An 18,279-nucleotide genomic window follows, 5' to 3' on the forward strand; every position below is an offset into this window, starting at 1 on the left:
CGGGGGAGGGCGCAGAATCGTCGGCCGACCGCTGCTGCCTGCGGAATCGAGGGCGACGACGTACGCGTGTTGTTGTCGGCGAACCGGGTCTGCGGTGACGTCGAATCAAGGGTGGGACCGGTCGTGCGGCTGCGGGGGTGGGCCCCGCCTGCCCGGGTGTGTCGGCCGCAGGACTCGCCGGAAGGAAGACGACCAGGGATGAGAACGTGCCCGAAGAGAAGTGTGACGGAGAGCGGGACACCGGTGATCCGGCGGGCCGCCGCGGTGCGATGGATGACGGCCACCCCGGAGGTGTCGCGATGACCGGGCGGTACGTGGTGGATCTGCGGGAGGTCGACGAGACGCAGGTCGCGGTCGTCGGCGGCAAGGGCGCGCATCTGGGCGGGCTGTCGAGGATCGAGGGAGTCCATGTGCCGGGTGGTGTCTGTGTGACGACCGATGCCTTTCGGCGGGTGATGGCGCAAGCTCCCGCGCTCGACGGCCGGCTCGATGAGTTGTCGCGTGTGGACCCGGACGACCGGGAGGCGATCCGTACGCTCAGCGCGCTGATCCGGAGGACGATCGAGGAGGTCGCTGTCCCGGAGGACATCGCGGCGGAGATCACGGGCGCGCTCGTCGGCCCCGGCGGTCTCGCCGGTCCTGGCGAGGAGGCTGCCTGTGCGGTGCGGTCCAGTGCGACGGCGGAGGATTCGCCGACCGCTTCTTTCGCCGGGCAGCAGGACTCGTACCTGAATGTGGTCGGGCCGTCGGAGGTCCTGCGTCGCGTCAGCCATTGCTGGGCGTCGCTGTTCACGGAGCGGGCGGTGGTCTACCGGCAGCGCAACGGAATCGACCACCGTGCGGTCCGTATGGCGGTGGTCGTGCAGCGCATGGTCTCTCCGCGGGCGTCGGGTGTGCTGTTCACGGCCGATCCCGTCTCGGGGAACCGGAAGGTCGCGACGGTGGAGGCAGGCTTCGGCCTGGGCGAGGCCTTGGTGTCGGGTCTGGTGAACCCGGATGTCCTCACGGTGCGGAACGGCGAGGTGGTGGCCAGGGCGATTGCCGCCAAGCGGCGGGCGGTTCGTCCTGTGCCGGGTGGTGGTAAGCGGGAGGTGGCCGTCGATGCGTGGGAGCGGGAGCGTCCGGCGCTGACGGATGAGCAGGCGGTGGAGTTGGTGCGGCTGGGGCGGCGGATCGAAGCGTATTTCGGCTGTCCGCAGGACATCGAGTGGTGTCTGGTGAAGGACGGCTTCCGGATCGTTCAGAGCCGGCCGATCACCACGCTCTTCCCCGTGCCCGAGAGCGGCGACGAGGAGAACCACGTCTACGTCTCGGTGGGCCACGGGCAGATGATGACTGACCCGATGAGGCCTCTCGGGTACTCGATGTGGCAACTGACGGCTCTGGTGCCGATGCTGGAGGCGGGCGGGAGGCTGTTCGTCGACGTCACCGAGCGGCTGGCCTCGCCCGCGACCCGCGACGGTCTCCTCGATGCGATGGGGAAGGGCGACCCGCTGATCAGGGATGCCCTGGAGACCGTCGTCGACCGCGGCGACGTCGTCCCGCCGCTCTCGGACACTGCTCCCGGCAGGCCGCCGTCCGCCGGTGCGCCCCCCGCTCCGATCGCGACCGATCCGGCCGTCGTCACCGGGCTGATCGAGCGCAGCCGGGCGTCGGTCGAGGCGCTGGAGCGGGACATCCGGACGAAGAGCGGACCGGCGCTGTTCACGTTTCTGCTGGAGGCTTTCGAGGAGCACAAGCGGGTGCTGAGCGATCCGCTGAGCATGCGGGTGATCATGGCGGGGATGGAGGCCACGTGGTGGCTGAACGACAAGCTGGGGGAGTGGCTGGGCGAGAAGAACGCGGCTGACACCCTGACGCTGTCCGCGCCGGACAACATCACGTCGCAGATGGGGCTGGACCTGCTCGACGTCGCGGATGTGATCCGCCCGTGGCCGGAAGTGGTGGCGTTCCTGCGGGACGCCGTGGAAGCCGCGGGCACCGGGGACGCGGGCGGTGCCGGGGATGCTGGGAGCGGGGACTTCCTGGACGAACTGGAGAGGCTCCCGGGCGGGGCCGGGTCGCGCGAGGCGATCGTCGGCTATCTCGACCGGTACGGCATGCGCTGCGTGGGCGAGATCGATATCACCAGGCCGCGTTGGCGGGAGCGGCCCGTCACGCTGGTGCCGGTGATCCTCGACAACGTACGGAACTTCGAGGCGGGCGCGGCGGGCCAGCGTTTCGCGGATGGCAGGGAGAAGGCGCGCCGGAAGGAACAGCAGGTGCTGTCGCGCCTGCGGGCTCTGCCGGGCGGGGAGGGGAAGGCTGACGAGACGCAGCGGATGATCGACCGGGTCAGGACGTTCATCGGGTACCGGGAGTATCCGAAGTACGGGATCGTCAGCCGCTACTTCGTCTACAAGCAAGCTCTGCTGGCGGAGGCCGAACGCCTGGTGCGGGCAGGGGTGCTCAGGGAGGCGGAGGACGCTTTCCACCTCACGTTCCAGGAGCTCCACGACGCCGTGCGCACGAACCGGGTGGACGCCGGCCTTGTGGCACAGCGCAGGGAGGCGTTCCGTTCGTATCACGCCTTGACGCCGCCGCGGGTGCTCACGTCGGAGGGTGAGGTTTTCACCGGGGTGTACCGGCGTGACGATGTGCCGGCGGGGGCGCTTACCGGGTTGGCGGTGTCGGCCGGGACGGTCGAGGGAAGGGCCCGCGTCGTCCTGGACATGGCGCGGGCCGATCTTGAGGCGGGCGACATCCTGGTCACGGCTTTCACGGATCCGAGCTGGTCACCGCTGTTCGTCGGCATCGCGGGTCTGGTGACGGAGGTGGGCGGCCTGATGACCCATGGTGCGGTCATCGCCCGGGAGTACGGCCTGCCGGCTGTGGTGGGGGTGGAGCGGGCGACCGGGCTGATCCGGGACGGGCAGCGGATCCGTGTGCACGGCAGGGAGGGGTACGTCGAGATCCTGCCCTGACGGCCCGGCTCGGCGTGACCCGGCCCTGCTCCGAACCGGCCCGGGGGCGGTCCGGAGCAGGGCCGGGTACGACGCGTCAGCTGTGGTGGCCGGTTCGGTCCCGGAGGATTTCCTGAATGGATTCGGCGCGCCAGCGGGCGAGGAGTGCGTGGAAGGCGACGGCGCTGTGGGGGTAGGCGAAGGGTCCGTTCGGCCGGCCGCGGCCTTCACGGTTGTAGTAGCCGGGGGTGCACTCGGCGTGGAACCACGCGTGGTCGGGTGCGTCCGCGGCCAGGACGGCGATCCAGGCGTCCTCGGCCTCGGGTGTGGGTTCGATGAGGGCGCCGGCGGCTTCGGCGGCTGCGATGAGGGCGGCGGCGTGGCGGGCCTGTTCGTCCAGGATGTGGGTGAAGTTGACGCTGCTGGCGTTCTGGAGGGCGCCCAGGTGTATGAGGTTGGGGAAGCCGTTGCTGGTGAAGCCGTGGAGGGTGCGCGGGCCCCGTCGTGCCCAGGTGTGGAGCAGCTGGGTGCCGCCGCGGCCGTGAACGGGGAGCTTGCCGGTGGTGATGGCGGAGGTTCCGACGTTGAACCCGGTGGCGAAGATCAGACAGTCGAGTTCGTAGGTGGTCGCGCCGACGGTGACGCCGTGTTCGGTGATGTGCTCGATGCCATGGGTGTCCGCGGTGTCGACGAGGGTGACGTTGTCGCGGTTGAACGCTGGGTAGTAGAGGTCGGAGAAGGTAGGGCGTTTACAGGCATAGCGGTACCAGGGCTTGAGCTTCTCCGCCGTCTCCGGGTCCGTGACGCTCTGTTCGACGCGGGTGCGCAGCTCGTTCATCTTGGCGGCGTCGGCGGCCTCGTAGGCGGCTTCGAAGGCTGCCCGGTCGCCGTGCCGGCGGAAGCTGGGCAGGAGTTTTTCCAGCAGGCCCGCTGATTCGGTCCACCGGTCGGCGACGAGGTCGTGGTCGCTGTTCTCGCCGGAGACGATGCGGAGGTAGTTCTCCCGTCGCCCTCGGGCCCAGCCGTCGTGGCCGGCGCCGACGTCCTGGGCGGTGGTGCGGCGGTTGGCACGTACGTCCACGGTGGAGGGGGTGCGCTGGAAGACGTAGAGGTGGGCGGAGTCCTGGGCCAGCATCGGGATGACCTGGATGCCGGTGGCTCCGGTGCCGACGATGCCCACGCGTTTGTCCGCGAGGCGGGTCATGCCGCCCTGCGGCGTGCCGCCGGTGTAGGCGTAGTCCCACCGTGAGGTGTGGAAGGTGTGGCCGGTGAACTTCTCGATGCCGGGGATCCCGGGGAGTTTCGGGTCGGTGAGGGTGCCGGTGGCGTTGACGACGTAGGTGGCCCTGAAGGCGTCACCGCGGTCGGTGGCCACGATCCATGTACCGGAAGTCTCCTCCCAGGTCAGCGAGGTGACGCCGGTGGAGAACAGGGTGTCGGTGTAGAGCCCGAAGGCGTCCGCGATCCGTACGGCGTGGCGGCGGATCTCGTCTCCGGGGGCGTATTTCCACTCCGGTACGTAGCCGGTTTCGTCGAGCATCGGCAGATACACGTGGGACTCGACGTCGCAATGGACACCCGGGTACCGGTTCCAGTACCAGGTGCCCCCGAAGTCGCCGCCCTTCTCGACGAACCGCACGCGCTCCACGCCCTGTTGACGCAGGTGTGCCCCGGCGAGGATGCCGCCGAAGCCGCCGCCCATGACGGCGACGTCGACGGTGTCGTGACAAGGGCCGCGCCTATGGGGCTCCTTGGTGTAGGGGTCGGCGGCGTAGTAGCCGAACTCGGCTTCGGCGTCCCGGTACTGGGCGGCGCCGTCGGGCCGGACGCGCCGCTCGCGCTCGGAGCGGTAGCGCTCGCGCAGTGCGGCCGGCTCGTGACGGGCCGGTACGTGAGGGTTCGTCATGCGGGGGCCTCGATCCGGTGGTCGGGGTCGGTCCCGGGCGGGCGACTCGTCCGCTACCGTAGCAACTACCGGACAGAACTGTCCGGTTGTGGTTCGGTGGCGGCGACGACATCAAGCCAAGGACAGAGGCGTACGTACGCACGCCGCCTCGGGAATCCGCACCGTGGACAGGAAGAGTGACCCGTTATGCAGCGAACACCGGCCCGGCGTCTCACGGTGCTGGCCACGATCGGCGCACTGCTCCTGACGGGATGCGGCACCAAGCCCGCCGACCCGGAAGGAGAACGAACGACGGCCTCCGCGGACAGGCGGACGATCCGGGCGCAGAAGCTGATGCAGCTGACCCGGACGCACGCCGAGACGGGAATGACCTTGCTGGAGGGCCCGGTGTTCGGCAAGGACGGCGGCCTGTACGTCGTCGATGTCACCGCACCCGAGGGCAAGCCCAAGGTCATCCGCGTCGACGTCGCGAAGAAGACGTCCCGCGCGGTCCACACCGACGGCAAAGGGGCTTATACCTCGGCCCAGTTCAGCCCGTACGACCAGCGGCTCTACCTCAGCGACTTCGCGCACGGCGAGGTCGTGAGCCTGGCCCCCGACGGGGGCGACCTGCGGACCTTCTTCTCCGGCGAGATCGAAGGAGCGCGGATGAACCCCGACGACATCGCGTTCGACCAGGAGGGCAATCTGTACGTCAGCGACTCACGGGGCCTGTCCGAGGGCAAGGCTCTGGGCCGTGTGGTGCGGATCGGCCGTGAGGGCGGGGAGGCCACGGTCCTGGCCGAGAACCTGGCCGCACCGAACGGGATCTCGTTCGACGAGGACCACCGGGGGCTGTGGTTCAGCGAACTCACCGAGAACCGGATCTCCTACCTGCGCCTCGACGAAAGAGGCGCAGTGCTCTCCCGGCACACCGCGATCCGTGTGGACGCCGGGATCGCTCAGACCGACTCGATCGCTGTCGACGCGGACGGCAATCTCTACCAGGGGCTGCACGGGCGGGCGGCCATGGCTGTGTACGACCGGCACGGTGAGCGGCTGGCGACGGTCGAGGTCCCTTCCCGCGCCGGAGGTCTGGAGTCGGCGACGAACGTGGCCATCACGCCCGGCGGGACGAAGGCGTACATGACCGTCAGCGGCCCCGCGGGAGGCTACTTGTACACCTTCGACGCGCTCGCGGAGGGTATCCGGCAGTCCAATGGCGGCTGAAACGGACATGCCCCGCAGCTCAACCGCCGAAGGCCCGTACCGGCCCCACCTCGACACCGAGCAACCGCCAGGCGGCCAGCGCCCGGTGCTCGCGTTCCTTGCGGGTGGCGCCGATGACGGCGGCGGAGACCATGGCCACTGACAGCACGAGGTCGTCCGCCGACCCCAGCCGATGACCGGGAGGCAGATGCTTGCGCAACGCACGCTCGACGCGCCCGGACAGGGTCAGGGCGTGCGCGCGAATCCCGGAGCGACTGCCCGCCGGGTCGGCGTGGAGAAGGCCGATGAATGCGGCAGATTCCGCGAGATGCCAGGTCAGCACGCCGAGCACCGCGGGGAAGGTGGCGTTCTCGGCCTCGGCGGCCTGCTCGATCTGCCGCACGTTCTCCTCCAGAACCGCGGTCACCGCGGCGGTCCGGTCGGGAAAGTGCCGGTAGAGAACGCCCTGCCCGACCCCGGCCCTGCGCGCTATCGCGGACAGCGGAGCCTCCAGCCCGTGCTCCGCGAAGACCTCCCGGGCGGCGGCGACCAGGGCGTCCCGGTTACGTCCGGCAGCCTTCGGCCCGTCGTTCGCGGGTCGCCGTCCGCCCGGCTCGGTGTGCTCGGTCATCCGGGAAGGGTACCGGCCGGGGCAATGCGGCTTCACGGGGTTGCGGCGCTGGTCGGCTGTGGCGGTCTCGCTGCGCTCGGTGTCGGTTTCTGTGCTGGTGGGCCGCAGGCGGTCTGGCCGACCGTGTTGGCCGTAGAGGCACCGGCACCGGCTGCCACGGATGGGTGGAAGGTATGAGCACTGTCCGGCCGCGCGTTCGATTGGTGTTTCGGGGTCGGCAGCAGGAAGAATCGATGGCATGGCGATGTGCAAGAAGTGCGGTGCGCAGAAACGACGTTGGCCCCGTTCTTGTTCCCGGTGCCGTTCCGGATCGTCGGACCGGGGAGAGACGGCCATGGACGCCGCCGAACTGGCCGTGGAGACGGGACTGCTCGGATGGATCGGGCGAGGCGTCATGGCAGTCGTACGGCTGGTGCTGCGCACGATCGGGTGACCGGCCCGGTCTCCGCCCCTCTTTCGCACAAGGCATTTCATCGCCGTGCCTGTACCCGTGCCCGTACCCGCGCCAGTGCTGGTGTTGCTGGTCGTGCTTCGAGCCCGCGAGGGTGAACCGGTTCTCGCCCACGGCAATCCCGATACGGGCGCATTCGTTTCCGTACGCGGAGGACGTCGCGGCAGCGCTGGTGGGGCCGGTGGCGATGACCGGGCCCGGAGACATGTCTGACACGCCCCCCGGCCCATCCCCAGGCCCATTTTTAGGCCAGGCCTGGACACAGCCACGCCTCCGCGCCAGACCACGGCCGACGACACCGAACGCAACGGAGCGCTCTGCCCCCCACGCCCGCCTCCCCCCGGGGCTCTTGCTCCGCTCTCTTTGCCTCCCCCACGGCTCCTGGCTCTGCCCTCGCGGCCCCTGCCGCTTTTGCCCCCTCGGGCCCTGCCCCCCCCCGGGGTCTCTGGTGCCTTGTCTTTGTCTGGGTGTGTGGTGTGCGATCTGTCCGAGGAACACCGCACACCCCCCTTCCTTTCCACCGAGCTATTCGCTGCTCAGGCTTTTCGTTGTTCAGTCGTTGCCTGGGCGGGGGGTGTTCCAGGACGGGCGTGGTGCCGGGGCCTCGGGTAGCGTCGGACGCGGCTCAGGGAGGCGTGACGGCGATGCAGGAACGCGGTGAGCGGACCGTTCAGCGGATCGTCGAGGCCGCCGGAATCGTGTTCGACCGGGAAGGCTATGCCGGTGCGACGACTCCGGAGATCCAGCGCCTGGCGAACGTCTCCCGCGGGGGTTTCTACCACCATTTCGCGTCCAAGGAAGAGCTCGGCGACGCGGTCCTGTCGCACCAGCACGACTACTTCCAGCAGGTGTCCGAGCACATGGCGGCGGGTCCGGTCCCCGAGCTCTGGCTCCAGGCTCTGATCGACATCAGCCACCACTACACCGCCGGCATTCTGGAGGACCCCGTCCTGCGGGCCGCCGTACGCCTGTCGATCGAGCCGGGCCCGTACCAGACCGCCGACAGCTACGCGGCTTCGCTGGGGGCCGTCACTGCCGTCCTTGAGTCCGCCCGGGACGCCGACGAGCTCCAGGACCACGTCGATCCCGGGGAGGCCTCCCGCACACTGGTCGGCTGCTACAGCGGCGTGCAGCTGCTCGCCCTCGCCCTTGCCGAGCGTGACGCCCTGCACCAGCAGGTCAGCGCCATGTGGGCCCTGATCATGCCCGGCCTCGCCCGCCCGGCCGTACTCACCCGACTGCGCCTGGGCCCGCCACGCCGCCCCGCGGGTACAACCCGCCCGCGGTGAGCCAGGGCCCGTACGTCCCACCACTACTCCACCTCTGTCACCGCACTGTCGGCCATGGCACGGGCCCGGGAAGCCCAGCAGAGCCGCGCCGCAGAGCCCTCCCGCCGCCCGGACGCCCCCACGCATGCCCCCCGGGGTGCCCCCGGCCCCCCCTGGGCCCCCCGGGCGCCCCAGGAGACCTGGCCGGCTGACCTGCCAGTACCGGGGCGGATACCGGTACCAGGGCGGGTGCTGCCGCATCCGGAGAGGTGGCCGGCAGGTCGGCCGAGGAGTCAGAGGGCGAGGAGGCCGGCCGTGGTCGGCGTGAATCCGCAGGCGTCGAGGTAGAACGGCCGCAGGTCGTCCTCGAAGGTCCCCGGCCGTACCATACGGCCCTACCTACAGGGAGGTGTCGTGAAGCGACGATGGATATGGATGCTGGTCTGCAGCGTTCCCGCGCTCGGGTTCTCGGGGCTCGCCGTCGCGGCGCTCGTGGCGTTCGTCGCCGACGGCCCGACGGCCGAGTTCTGGTTCCCCACCAAGGGCTCGGACAGCATGATGAGCGCCCGGGGCGCGTCCCTCTCCTATGCCCTCGTGGCGGCCCTCGGCTTCGCGATCGCGTGGTCCCTGTCGAAGGGCGCCGACCGGACCGGACCGGCGGATGGCGAGGACCCGCCCACCGACGCCCGCTGACACCGCCGACGAACGAACACAGGGCCCCCGCCCGCGCCTTCGCCCGCACCCCTGCTGATCTGCGACGAACCCACCAACGCCCTCGGGCTATCTCCTGCGCCTGTCCCACCGCATCGGCATCCCGCCCGGCGATCTCGGGAACCGGTGCGGCCTCCTCCAGGGCAACAGCATCCCCACACAGCCCCTGGTTCGTCTCGACGCCGACCAGGCTCAGCAGATCGCCACCATCTGCCGACTCGCAACAGCGGAGATCCACAGCCTCACCCTGGCCGGCCAGGCCCCCGGCTACGCCCCGCTCGGCGCCGTCTACCTCGGGCAGCGTCAAAGCCCCTTGGGCATGGCCAACAGCGGATGGGTGTTCACCACCTTCAGCCGCTACTGCCCCGACTGCCTCTCCGACACCGCCGATCTCCCCGGCGGCCCCATCTGGCAAGGCTCCTGGCGGCTCCCGCACACGTTCATCTGCCCAGACCACAACCGTCACCTGGCCTGACGATGCCCAGCCTGCGAAGCCCCCGCATTCTCCAACGGCCCGCCTGCAGTGGACCGTCAGTGCCCACTGCGCGGTGTTCCTGGAGGAGGTCTTCGCTGGCAACGCCTCCCGGTGGCACCGCCTGAGCCTCGGCAACATCGAGACCGTGCGCGCCCCACTGGCTCCACGCGCGCAGCTGGCAGTCTGGCCGGACCTGCTCACCGCCGTTGACCAGGCCGTGGCCGCTCTGCCCGACGAAGGCCTCGTGGAGATCGTCTGGGAGGACGAGGACGGTCAGATCACGAGCACGGTCGTCGACGAGACCCAGTTCGAGGCGGTGACCTCCCAGCTCACCAGCGCGCGTGCTGCCGGCGTCGTTTCCATGTATGCCGGTGAGGACCTCCCGCTGTTCACCTCGATGTCGACATGGTCCGGGAACGGGTGCCGCAGTCGCTCCGAGCAGTGCAGGAAGACCCGTGGCCGCAGGTAGCGCAGAGGGTCGGCCAGGTGGTTATGAGGCCGGTCACCGACGTCGTGCCGTTCGGCGTCTTCGTCCGCATCGAGGACCGAGAGGACGGCTTCCAGGGGCTCGTGCCCACCAGCGAGCTGAATGAATCGTCCGGGGGCCTCGTCGAGGTCGGCGACGTCCTCGCGGTGAAGATCATCGACGTCGATCTCGCGCACCGCCGCATGGTTCTGTCACATGTCCAGGCTGCCTCTGCCACAGAAGGTCAGCTGTGTGACTGACGACGAAGGGAATCCGGCGCACAGATCAGGCGAGGCCGAGACAGCCGTTGCCCGCCTTCGCTGTCGTGAGGTCGAGCACCGGAGTTGGCCATCGAGGCCAGGTACCGCGCTCAGGTACACACCTGTAGCGCGCCGCCCTTCGCGCACGCCGACGATCACCGCCGCGGCCAGGCGTCGCGCCGTTTCCCCGTCAGGGGAACCTGGAGCCGTGGAGCCGAGGCCTTGCAAATTGGTAACCAATGGGTTACTAATGATGCGTGGACCCGTTCATCGCGTTGGCCGACCCCGTACGCCGTGACCTGCTGCGCGCCCTCGCCTCCGGCCCGGCCCGGGTGGTCGACCTCGCGGCACAGCACCCGATCAGCCGACCCGCGGTGAGCAAGCATCTGCGACTGCTCACCGAGGCAGGGCTGGCCACCGTCGAGGACCACGGTCGCGAGCGCCACTACGCGCTCGCCCGCCCGGGCCTCGCCCCGGTCCGCGCCCTGCTCGACGAACTCGCCGGGCGCCGCTCCCCGATCCCCGAGAGCGCCTTCGACGCCCTCGACCTGGAGGTCCGCAGAACCGTCCACGACCGCCGGGCCGGCAACGACGCCGCTCCCGGCACCGGAAGACCTCAGGAGGCATCCGCATGACCAGCACCCCCACCGGGCGTCGCGTGACCATCGACGGCCTGGACACCATCGCCTTCGACCGCACCTTCCGGGCCGGCATCAAGGACGTCTGGGCGGCGGTCACCGAATCGGACCGCCTGGCTCGATGGATCGGCGAATGGACCGGCGACCCATCGACCGGCGCGGTCGACTTCCGGATGCTCTACGAGGGCGACGACCACCCGGCGGAACTCTTCACCATCCAGGAGTGCCAGGCCCCCCGCCGACTGGTCCTCACGTCGCGGGTACCCGGCGAGGAACTCGTCTGGCACATGACTCTCACACTCGTCGAGCACGAGGGCGCCACCACGCTCACCTTCACCCAGTCCGTCGGCGACGACCCGGCGATGGCGGGCGGAGTGGGCCCCGGCTGGGACTACTACCTCGACCGGCTCGTCGCCGCCGAGACCGGCGGTGACCCGGCATCCGTCGACTTCGGCGACTACCACCCGGCCCACGCACAGCACTATCTCGACATGTTCAGCTGAGCCACAGCAGGGCACCGAGTACGGAAATCTAGTTCCTCCGCCCCTTCGAAACGGGGGGCTTGTCCAGAGGGTGCTGACAGGGTGCGGGCCTCCCCACGCGAAGGGCCTGCAGCTTCCGCCCTGCCCCGAACGTCCGCCCAACGCACTCTCAGGCCAGGTCCTCGGGTGCCAGGTCGGGGCGTAGTCGGTGCCAGGAGGGGTGGCGCAGGCGCCCGGCGCGAGTACGGGAGGAGTAGCGGACCTCGCCGACGAGCCGGGGGAGCACCCACCGGGCTCCGGCCACCGGCGGGATCTGCGCGAAAGGGCAGGCGTCGATAGCCGCGGCCTGGAGTAGCTCGGCGAGGCGGGCGCGTTCGGCCTCGCTCCAGCCGGTGCCGACGCTGCCCGCGTAATGCACCAATCCGTCGCGCCGCTCACCGACCAGAACCGCCCCGGGCAGGCCGGTCAGCCGGCCGCGCCCGGGGACCCACCCACCGATCACCACGTCGGCGAGGCGGTGGACCTTGACCTTCAGCCAGGTTTTCGACCGTGCCCCGGGCTCGTACCGGGAGGTGAGCCGTTTCGCGATCAGCCCCTCCAGCCCGGCGTCCCGAGCCACCTCCCGGGCCTGGGCTCCGTGTCCGACGATCGCAGCGGGCGTCGACCAGGCGGGCCCGTCCAGCCCGAGGCCTTCCAGAAGTTCGCGCCGTTCCGCGTACGGCAGTCCGGTCAGGAGCTGGCCGTCGAGGTGCACGACGTCGAACAGCATCAGGTGCACGGGCACCCGGGCCGCCATGCGCGCGGCCTTTGCGGGGGAGTCCGATAGGCCTATCCGCTGCTGGAGGCGCTCGAAGTCGCTTCGGCCCTGATCGTCGAGTGCCACGATTTCCCCGTCCAGCACGGCGCTCCGTGCGCCGAGGGCCTCGGCGAGGGGGAGGAGCTCGGGGTAGACGGCGGTGATGTCCGTACCTGAACGTGCTCGCAGGACTATGGTGCCGTCACCCGGCAGGTAGACCATGGCCCGCTGGCCGTCCTGCTTCACCTCGAACGCCCACCGGTCCTCCACATTCGTTGGTGGCAGAGGCCCGGGAGTTGCGAGCATCGGTTCGATCCTCGGCAGGACGGCACCCGCAGCAGGAGGAGGGTCAGGAGGCACTGCGCTTTTTCGCGGCCGTCTTCTTCGCAGGCTTCTTCGACGCCGTGGACTTCTTCGAAGCGGCAGTCTGCTTCGCTGGTGTTTTTCGGGATGTCTTCTTCGACGGCCGCATCTCGTGCACGGTGGCGCCCTCGCCACGATCGCCGCGGGATTCCTGAGCCGTCTTGACGGAGGCGTTCAGGGCGGCCATCAGGTCCACGACCTCGCCCTTCTCCTGCTTCCCGTCCTCGGCCGGGGCGGGAACGGGCTTGCCCTCGGACTTCGCCGCGATGATGTCCTCCAGGGCCTCGCGGTACTCGTCCCGGAAGCCGGACAGGTCCTCGATCGTCATCCGCTCGGCCAGTTGCAGGGCCTGCTCGATCTCCTCCTCCCCGACCTCGACCTCGCGCGGGGCCAGCTCGTCGGGACTGCGGACCTCGTCAGGCCACTTCATGGAGTGCAGCACAATCGCGCCCTCCCGGACCCGCAGCAGACCCAAGCGCTCACGGCCGTGCCACGCGAACTTCGCCACCGCGACCTTCGAGGACCGCTCCAGCGCTCTGCGCAACAGGGTGTACGGCTTCGCGGCGACCTGCCCGTCGGCGGCCAGGTAGTAGGAGTCGCTGATGCGGACCGGGTCGATCGTGCCGGCGTCGACGAACGCGGCGATCTCGATCGCCTTCGCCGTCGGCAGCGGCATCTGCTCCAACTCCTCGTCCGTCACCGGAACCGTCTGGTCCTTCGCGATCTCGTAACCCTTGCCGATCTCGTCCTGAGTGACGACCTCGCCGTCGAGCTCGCAGACCTTCCGGGTCCGAACCCGGCCCATGTCCTCCAGATGCACCCGGTGGAAGTGCACGTCGTGGTCCTCGGTCGCGGACACGACCTTCACCGGGATCGTGACCAGCCCGAAGCTGATGGCTCCGGTCCACAGCGGACGCGGCATCTTTGACCTCCAGAACCCCGCGGGCGAGAAGCGGACGAGCGTCGGGCGGGAGCCCCCGGGCCGGCTGCCCGTACTTGTGATCCTCACGCTGGGGCTGACGACCCGCATCTTCACCAGCTGTCCGGTCTCGGTGAAGGTGGCGAGCGCTCCGCCCGACGTGGCGGGTCCTCATCAGGGCGAGTTCGCGCGGCGTGGCCGGTCCGGGGCCGACGAAGCCAATAGGGTCCGGGGCGTGATCGGTCATGCTGTGCTCTTGCAGGCGGCTGTCTGTGCCGGTTCTGGCGCCTGACGCGCTGGAGCGCGGGTCGCGATCCAGCTGGTGAGCGCCATGGCAAGAACCGCAGGAGCGAGCGCCCAGGCTGCGAGGCCGGCCGGCCGGGGGCCGTCGCCCGCGGTGAGCAACGCGCCGCCGAGGGCGGCCCCGACGGCGGAGCTCAGGTACATCGCGGCCAGCTGGAACGCGATGGTGGACGTTGCCTGCGCGGGCCGGTGCGCGGTGAGTGCCTGCTGCAGCGTCGGGACGCTCGCCCAGCCGGCCGCGCCCCAGACCGCAGCCGCGATCAGCCACACGATCGGCGAAGAGGAAAGCCATACCGCGGCGAAGCTCAGCGCCAGCAGGGCGGGCAGCGTGACCAGCAGCGGCTTGGGGCCGTAGCGGTCGAGCGGTTTGCCGATCAGCGCGGAGCCGGTGACGCCGCCGATGCCCCAGGCTCAGACCAGGGCAAAGCCCAGGCCCCCGAGCCCTCGGTCCTCGGCCATGGGCAGCAGGTAGGTGTAAAGGCCAAGGCCCGCGACGCCCAGGAGGAAGGCGGCCACGATGCCGACGCTGGTCCGGCTCGATCGCAGCACAGTGAACGCGGACCCGCCCGCCGCTGCGTCGAGACGTGGGAGCGTCTTCCCGCGGAAGGCCAGCGCCGCCATGCTGACCACGCCGATGAGTGCGACCAGGGCCATGGTCCAGCGCCACCCGGCATTCCGGCCGATGATCATCCCGACCGGCACGCCCGCGACCGTGCCGGCGGAGAGCCCGAAGGTCACCAGAGACATGGCGCGGCCCCGTTCGTGGTCGGCGACCATCGCAGCGGCTGTGGCGGTCGCGACGGCCGTGAGGATGCCCGCGCCCACGCCGCCCACCACGCGCGAGGCGAGGAAGACCTCGATGCCCGGCGCGATCGTGGTGACGAGGTTTCCGAGGTTGAACAGCCCGAGCGCGATGAGCAGCGCCCGTGCCGTGCTGCCGCGGGTAAGCCTTCCCGACAGCAGCGGCCCGGCGACCGCGTAGGCGGCGGTAAACGTCGTGACGCCCAGGCCGATCATCGACACCGTGGCCGTCAGCGAGACGGCGGCGAGGGCCAGGGGCCACACCTTGCGGATCATGCGTCGGCCTCCCCGCGGTCGTCGTCGGCGTTCTCGTAGCCGGTGAGCACCGTGCCGAGCAGGCCCGGGAAGCGTGCTTCAAGGTCATCTTCGCGGAGCCGGATCATGCACTTGCGGCCCTCGGCGCGCACGAAGACCACGCCGGACTCGCGCAACAGGCTCGGCCAGATCTTCCGCTTGCACAGCAGGACGTACGGCTTCGCGGCGACCTGTCCGTCGGCGGCCAGGACGATATGCCGTGCCGGTGCGGCCGGGGGGCCGGGCCGCCCCCGGTTGTGGGCTGGGCGCGACGGAGCGAACCTGGTAACAGAGAATGTCCATGATCGGAGGCACCATGATCATCCTCGGCCTCATTCTCCTGATCATTGGCGTGATCGCCGGCATCGGTGTCCTGTGGACCATCGGGATCATCCTGGTGGCCATCGGCGCGGTGCTGTGGGCTCTCGGAGCCCTGGGGCACGCGGTGGGAGGACGACGGCACTACTGGTGACAGGCTGATCCTCCGGGGCCATCGCGGCATCGAGTGCGCAGTCCGCGATCTCCTGCACCCCACCGCCGACGGCCTGTCAGAACGTGCGGATCATCAAGGGAAGTGCAGCGACGGCAGGTTTGAGCAGGGCTTCGGTGGTCACGTGCGAGACCGAAGTATCGGCGCGGCAAGGTGCGAATGAACGTTCGGTTTATCGCATCGGAACCGCCGGAGGAGCGACCCGCCCGTCGACCGGTTACACCTTCGCGGCCGTGCAGCGACAGAGCCGAGCCATCGCCGATCAGTTGCGCGCCGGACGCCCCCTGCGCATGCCCGTCCCGTACGGGCGGCGGGCGCGGATGATGGACGCCGTGATGCTGGGCCCTGGACAGCGGCAGGGTGAACGGCGCGGACTTCTTCAGCCGCCTTTTCCGCGGTGTTCCCGGCGAGCGGCTGCTCAGCTTCATGGACGGCAGTTCGCAGCTGCACGAGGACCTGCTCGTAGGCCTGCGGACACCGATGGCCCCCATGCTGCGGACCGTCTTCGAACTCCCCTTCAGAATCCGGCGTGAAAGCCCAGCGGCTCCGCTTCCTCCCTCACCGCCCGCCCACGAAGAGAGCACTCCATGACCTTGCTGCGTGGTGACGCACTGTCCGAGGCCTTCGACCACGGCTCCGCCGCGTACGACCGCCTCGTCTCGGCCAGCCCCGGCTACCACGCGCACCTGCGCCGCTCCGCACGCCGACTGGGCCTGCCGGAGGGGGGAAGAGGGCTGCGCGTGCTCGACCTGGGATGCGGAACGGGCGCTTCCACAGCTGCGCTTCTCGCTGCCGCCCCGCGCGCCCGAATCACCGGAGTCGACGCGTCCGCAGGAATGCTGGACCGCGCGACGGCCAAGAGCTGGCCGCAGAGCGTCGACTTCGCGCATCACCCGGTCGAGGAGCTGGCCGGACGGCTGGAAGCCGGTTCCTTCGACGCGGTGTTCGCCGGCTACCTCTTCCGTAATCTCACCGACCCCGACGTGGCCCTCGACATGGTGCGCGGTCTGCTCGTACCGGGCGGCCGCCTCGCCGTCCACGAGTACGCGCTCGGCGGATCACCCGTCCACCGTGCCCTGTGGAACGCGGTCTGCTCACTGATCATTCAGCCTGCCGGACGGCTCGCCGGGGACGCCGGCCTCTACCGTCACCTGCGGGTCAGTGTCACCCGGTTCGACACGGCTCCCGCGTTCGCCCAGCGGTTGCGCCGGGCCGGCTTCGCCGACGTACGCATCCTCCCGCTGCCCGGTTGGCAGACCGGTATCACCCACACCTTCGTCGGTCGCACCACCGCGGGCGCGGGAGTGCAGGCGTGATGTTCCTGCGGGACAGCGGCAGTGGCCACCGGCGCGGCCGGGACCGGCAGGCGGCAGTCGTGCCGGCACCGGCCGCCCGCGCCCGGTTCAGGGGGCACGCTCCCGCGGTGGCTGTCGTCGGCGGCGGCATCGCAGGGATCGCGGCGGCCACCCTCCTGGCCGAACGCGGCGCACGCGTAACTCTCCACGAGCGCGAACCGGGCCTGGGCGGGAAGCTGTCGGGTGGCCCACCGAGCTCGCCGACGGCACCACGGTGACGATGAGCCGCGGGTTCCACGCGTTCTTCCGGCAGTACTACAACCTGCGAGGTCTTCTGCGTCGGGTCGACCCGGACCTCGGTTCCCTGACCCGGCTGCCCGACTATCCGCTGCGGCACGACTCCGGCCTGCGGGACAGCTTCGCTCGGGTGCCGCGCACACCTCCGCTCAGCGCCATGGGGTTCGTCGCTCTCAGCCCCACATTCGGTCTGGGGGACCTGACCCGGATGAACCCGAGGGCGGCGTTGGGGCTGCTGGACGTGCGGGTGCCCGAGGTCTACGAACGACTCGACGGGATCAGCGCCACCGACTTCCTCCACCGCATCCGGTTCCCTGAGGCTGCCCACCACCTGGCGTTCGAGCGAGGTCTTCTCCCGCAGCTTCTTCGCCGACCCGCGTGAACTGTCGGCGGCCGAACTGGGGCTGATGTTCCGCATCTACTTCCTCGGCTCCAACGAGGGCCTGCTCTTCGAGGTGCCCGGCGAACCGTTCCCCACAGCCCTGTGGGAACCGCTTCACCGCTACCTGGAAGTCCACGGCGCCGACGTAAGGACACAGACGCCGGTCCGGCAGGTTCGCCCCTGCCCAACGGCGGGCTGGACCTCACGACCGACGACCGCACCATCCAGTACGACGCCCTCGTCCTCGCCCTGGACAGCGGCGCCCTGCGCCGCCTCGTCGCCGCGTCTCCCGAGTTGGGCGACACCGGCTGGCGCGCACGGATCGCACGGCTGCGCACCGCCCCGCCGTTCCTGGTCTCACGGCTCTGGCTCGACCGGCCCGTGGCGTACGACCGGCCGGGGTTCCTGGGCACCAGCGGCTACGGTCCGCTGGACAACGTGAGCGTCCTCGACCGCTGGGAGGGAGAGGCCGCCCGCTGGGCCCGGCGTACAAGAGGCTCGGTCGTCGAGCTCCACGCCTACGCCGTCGCACCGGACTGCGACCGGTCCGCGGTACAGGACGAGACGCTGAGACAACTGCACCGGATCTACCCCGAGACCCGCAGCGCCCGCAACCTGGACGAGCGCCACGAATGGCGGGCGGACTGCCCTATGTTCCCCGTGGGCGGCTACCGGGACCGGCCCGGCGTGCGCAGCCCCGACCCCACGGTCACCGTGGCCGGGGACATGGTCCGCACCGATCTGCCCGTGGCCCTGATGGAACGCGCGGCCACCAGCGGATTCCTCGCCGCGAACGCCCTGCTGGAACGGTGCGGCGTACGTGGACAGACGCTCTGGACCGTCCCGCGCGGGGGACGGCCGGCCGTTCTGCGCCGGCTCGCCGCGCTGGCCGACTGACGGAGGGGCCCTGCGGAGCCTATG

General features: G+C 70.2%; 18 protein-coding genes and 2 pseudogenes. 13 read left to right on the forward strand and 7 right to left on the reverse strand.

The window, feature by feature from the left end:
- Positions 1 to 299: 299 nt before the first annotated feature.
- Positions 300 to 2,963 (forward strand): rifamycin-inactivating phosphotransferase, encoded by a 2,664-nt coding sequence (rph, locus tag AC0VY3_RS17510; protein ID WP_475551693.1) that lies wholly within the window; start codon positions 300 to 302, stop codon positions 2,961 to 2,963.
- 76 nt (positions 2,964 to 3,039) lie between these two features.
- Here rph and AC0VY3_RS17515 read toward each other — a convergent pair whose 3' ends face one another.
- Complete coding sequence (locus AC0VY3_RS17515; RefSeq protein ID WP_103511120.1) at positions 3,040 to 4,848, reverse strand: flavin-containing monooxygenase; 1,809 nt, start codon at positions 4,846 to 4,848, stop codon at positions 3,040 to 3,042.
- A 186-nt stretch (positions 4,849 to 5,034) separates the two neighbouring features.
- Between AC0VY3_RS17515 and AC0VY3_RS17520 the strand changes: the two genes are divergently transcribed.
- Positions 5,035 to 6,057 carry an SMP-30/gluconolactonase/LRE family protein gene (locus AC0VY3_RS17520; protein ID WP_475549982.1) on the forward strand — a complete coding sequence of 341 codons (1,023 nt, stop codon included), beginning with the start codon at positions 5,035 to 5,037 and terminating at the stop codon, positions 6,055 to 6,057.
- A gap of 19 nt (positions 6,058 to 6,076) precedes the next feature.
- Here AC0VY3_RS17520 and AC0VY3_RS17525 read toward each other — a convergent pair whose 3' ends face one another.
- On the reverse strand, positions 6,077 to 6,667 hold the full coding sequence (locus AC0VY3_RS17525; protein WP_103511122.1) for a TetR/AcrR family transcriptional regulator: 591 nt from the start codon (positions 6,665 to 6,667) through the stop codon (positions 6,077 to 6,079).
- 1,095 nt (positions 6,668 to 7,762) lie between these two features.
- Here AC0VY3_RS17525 and AC0VY3_RS17530 point away from each other — a divergent pair.
- The 7 genes from AC0VY3_RS17530 (at position 7,763) to AC0VY3_RS17560 (ending at position 11,439) form a co-directional block, all read left to right on the forward strand.
- The gene (locus tag AC0VY3_RS17530; RefSeq protein WP_103511124.1) at positions 7,763 to 8,407 is read left to right on the forward strand and encodes a ScbR family autoregulator-binding transcription factor; all 645 of its coding nucleotides are present in this window, start codon (positions 7,763 to 7,765) and stop codon (positions 8,405 to 8,407) included.
- A 393-nt stretch (positions 8,408 to 8,800) separates the two neighbouring features.
- On the forward strand, positions 8,801 to 9,079 hold the full coding sequence (locus AC0VY3_RS17535; protein ID WP_242740956.1) for a hypothetical protein: 279 nt from the start codon (positions 8,801 to 8,803) through the stop codon (positions 9,077 to 9,079).
- A 118-nt stretch (positions 9,080 to 9,197) separates the two neighbouring features.
- Positions 9,198 to 9,572, forward strand: a complete 375-nt coding sequence (locus AC0VY3_RS17540; RefSeq protein WP_374935512.1) for a TniQ family protein — start codon at positions 9,198 to 9,200, stop codon at positions 9,570 to 9,572.
- A gap of 73 nt (positions 9,573 to 9,645) precedes the next feature.
- The gene (locus AC0VY3_RS17545; RefSeq protein WP_475549983.1) at positions 9,646 to 10,041 is read left to right on the forward strand and encodes a hypothetical protein; all 396 of its coding nucleotides are present in this window, start codon (positions 9,646 to 9,648) and stop codon (positions 10,039 to 10,041) included.
- 23 nt (positions 10,042 to 10,064) lie between these two features.
- Positions 10,065 to 10,298, forward strand: coding sequence for a S1 RNA-binding domain-containing protein (locus AC0VY3_RS17550; RefSeq protein WP_258047308.1), 234 nt, complete (start codon positions 10,065 to 10,067; stop codon positions 10,296 to 10,298).
- A 257-nt stretch (positions 10,299 to 10,555) separates the two neighbouring features.
- On the forward strand, positions 10,556 to 10,933 hold the full coding sequence (locus AC0VY3_RS17555) for an ArsR/SmtB family transcription factor (protein ID WP_103511127.1): 378 nt from the start codon (positions 10,556 to 10,558) through the stop codon (positions 10,931 to 10,933).
- Complete coding sequence (locus AC0VY3_RS17560; protein ID WP_103511128.1) at positions 10,930 to 11,439, forward strand: SRPBCC family protein; 510 nt, start codon at positions 10,930 to 10,932, stop codon at positions 11,437 to 11,439. Before AC0VY3_RS17555 ends, AC0VY3_RS17560 begins: the two co-directional genes overlap by 4 nt.
- A 148-nt stretch (positions 11,440 to 11,587) precedes the next feature.
- Here AC0VY3_RS17560 and ligD read toward each other — a convergent pair whose 3' ends face one another.
- The 5 genes from ligD to AC0VY3_RS17585 form a co-directional block, all read right to left on the reverse strand.
- The gene (gene ligD, locus AC0VY3_RS17565) at positions 11,588 to 12,520 is read right to left on the reverse strand and encodes a non-homologous end-joining DNA ligase (protein ID WP_475549984.1); all 933 of its coding nucleotides are present in this window, start codon (positions 12,518 to 12,520) and stop codon (positions 11,588 to 11,590) included.
- A 43-nt stretch (positions 12,521 to 12,563) separates the two neighbouring features.
- The gene (gene ku, locus AC0VY3_RS17570) at positions 12,564 to 13,499 is read right to left on the reverse strand and encodes a non-homologous end joining protein Ku (RefSeq protein ID WP_475549985.1); all 936 of its coding nucleotides are present in this window, start codon (positions 13,497 to 13,499) and stop codon (positions 12,564 to 12,566) included.
- 240 nt (positions 13,500 to 13,739) lie between these two features.
- Entirely contained in the window at positions 13,740 to 14,201 is a 462-nt protein-coding gene (locus AC0VY3_RS17575; protein WP_475551694.1) for an MFS transporter, read from the reverse strand.
- A gap of 9 nt (positions 14,202 to 14,210) precedes the next feature.
- On the reverse strand, positions 14,211 to 14,876 hold the full coding sequence (locus tag AC0VY3_RS17580) for an MFS transporter (protein ID WP_475549986.1): 666 nt from the start codon (positions 14,874 to 14,876) through the stop codon (positions 14,211 to 14,213).
- On the reverse strand, positions 14,873 to 15,016 hold the full coding sequence (locus tag AC0VY3_RS17585; RefSeq protein ID WP_475549987.1) for a hypothetical protein: 144 nt from the start codon (positions 15,014 to 15,016) through the stop codon (positions 14,873 to 14,875). Before AC0VY3_RS17585 ends, AC0VY3_RS17580 begins: the two co-directional genes overlap by 4 nt.
- A 173-nt stretch (positions 15,017 to 15,189) precedes the next feature.
- On the opposite strand from AC0VY3_RS17585, the gene AC0VY3_RS17590 reads away from it, so the two are divergent.
- The 4 genes and pseudogenes from AC0VY3_RS17590 to AC0VY3_RS17605 all read left to right on the forward strand — a co-directional run bounded on the left by AC0VY3_RS17590 (position 15,190) and on the right by AC0VY3_RS17605 (position 18,255).
- Complete coding sequence (locus AC0VY3_RS17590; protein WP_258047304.1) at positions 15,190 to 15,366, forward strand: DUF6131 family protein; 177 nt, start codon at positions 15,190 to 15,192, stop codon at positions 15,364 to 15,366.
- A gap of 182 nt (positions 15,367 to 15,548) precedes the next feature.
- Positions 15,549 to 15,975, forward strand: a pseudogene (locus tag AC0VY3_RS17595) (lycopene cyclase family protein); the annotation flags it as partial.
- Positions 15,972 to 16,700 (forward strand): class I SAM-dependent methyltransferase, encoded by a 729-nt coding sequence (locus tag AC0VY3_RS17600; RefSeq protein WP_475549988.1) that lies wholly within the window; start codon positions 15,972 to 15,974, stop codon positions 16,698 to 16,700. The pseudogene AC0VY3_RS17595 and the gene AC0VY3_RS17600, both read left to right, overlap by 4 nt.
- A pseudogene (locus tag AC0VY3_RS17605) lies at positions 16,700 to 18,255 on the forward strand (FAD-dependent oxidoreductase). Before AC0VY3_RS17600 ends, AC0VY3_RS17605 begins: the two are co-directional and overlap by 1 nt.
- The last annotated feature ends 24 nt before the right edge of the window (positions 18,256 to 18,279 follow it).

It is taken from the genome of Streptomyces sp. iso_384, assembly GCF_056172905.1.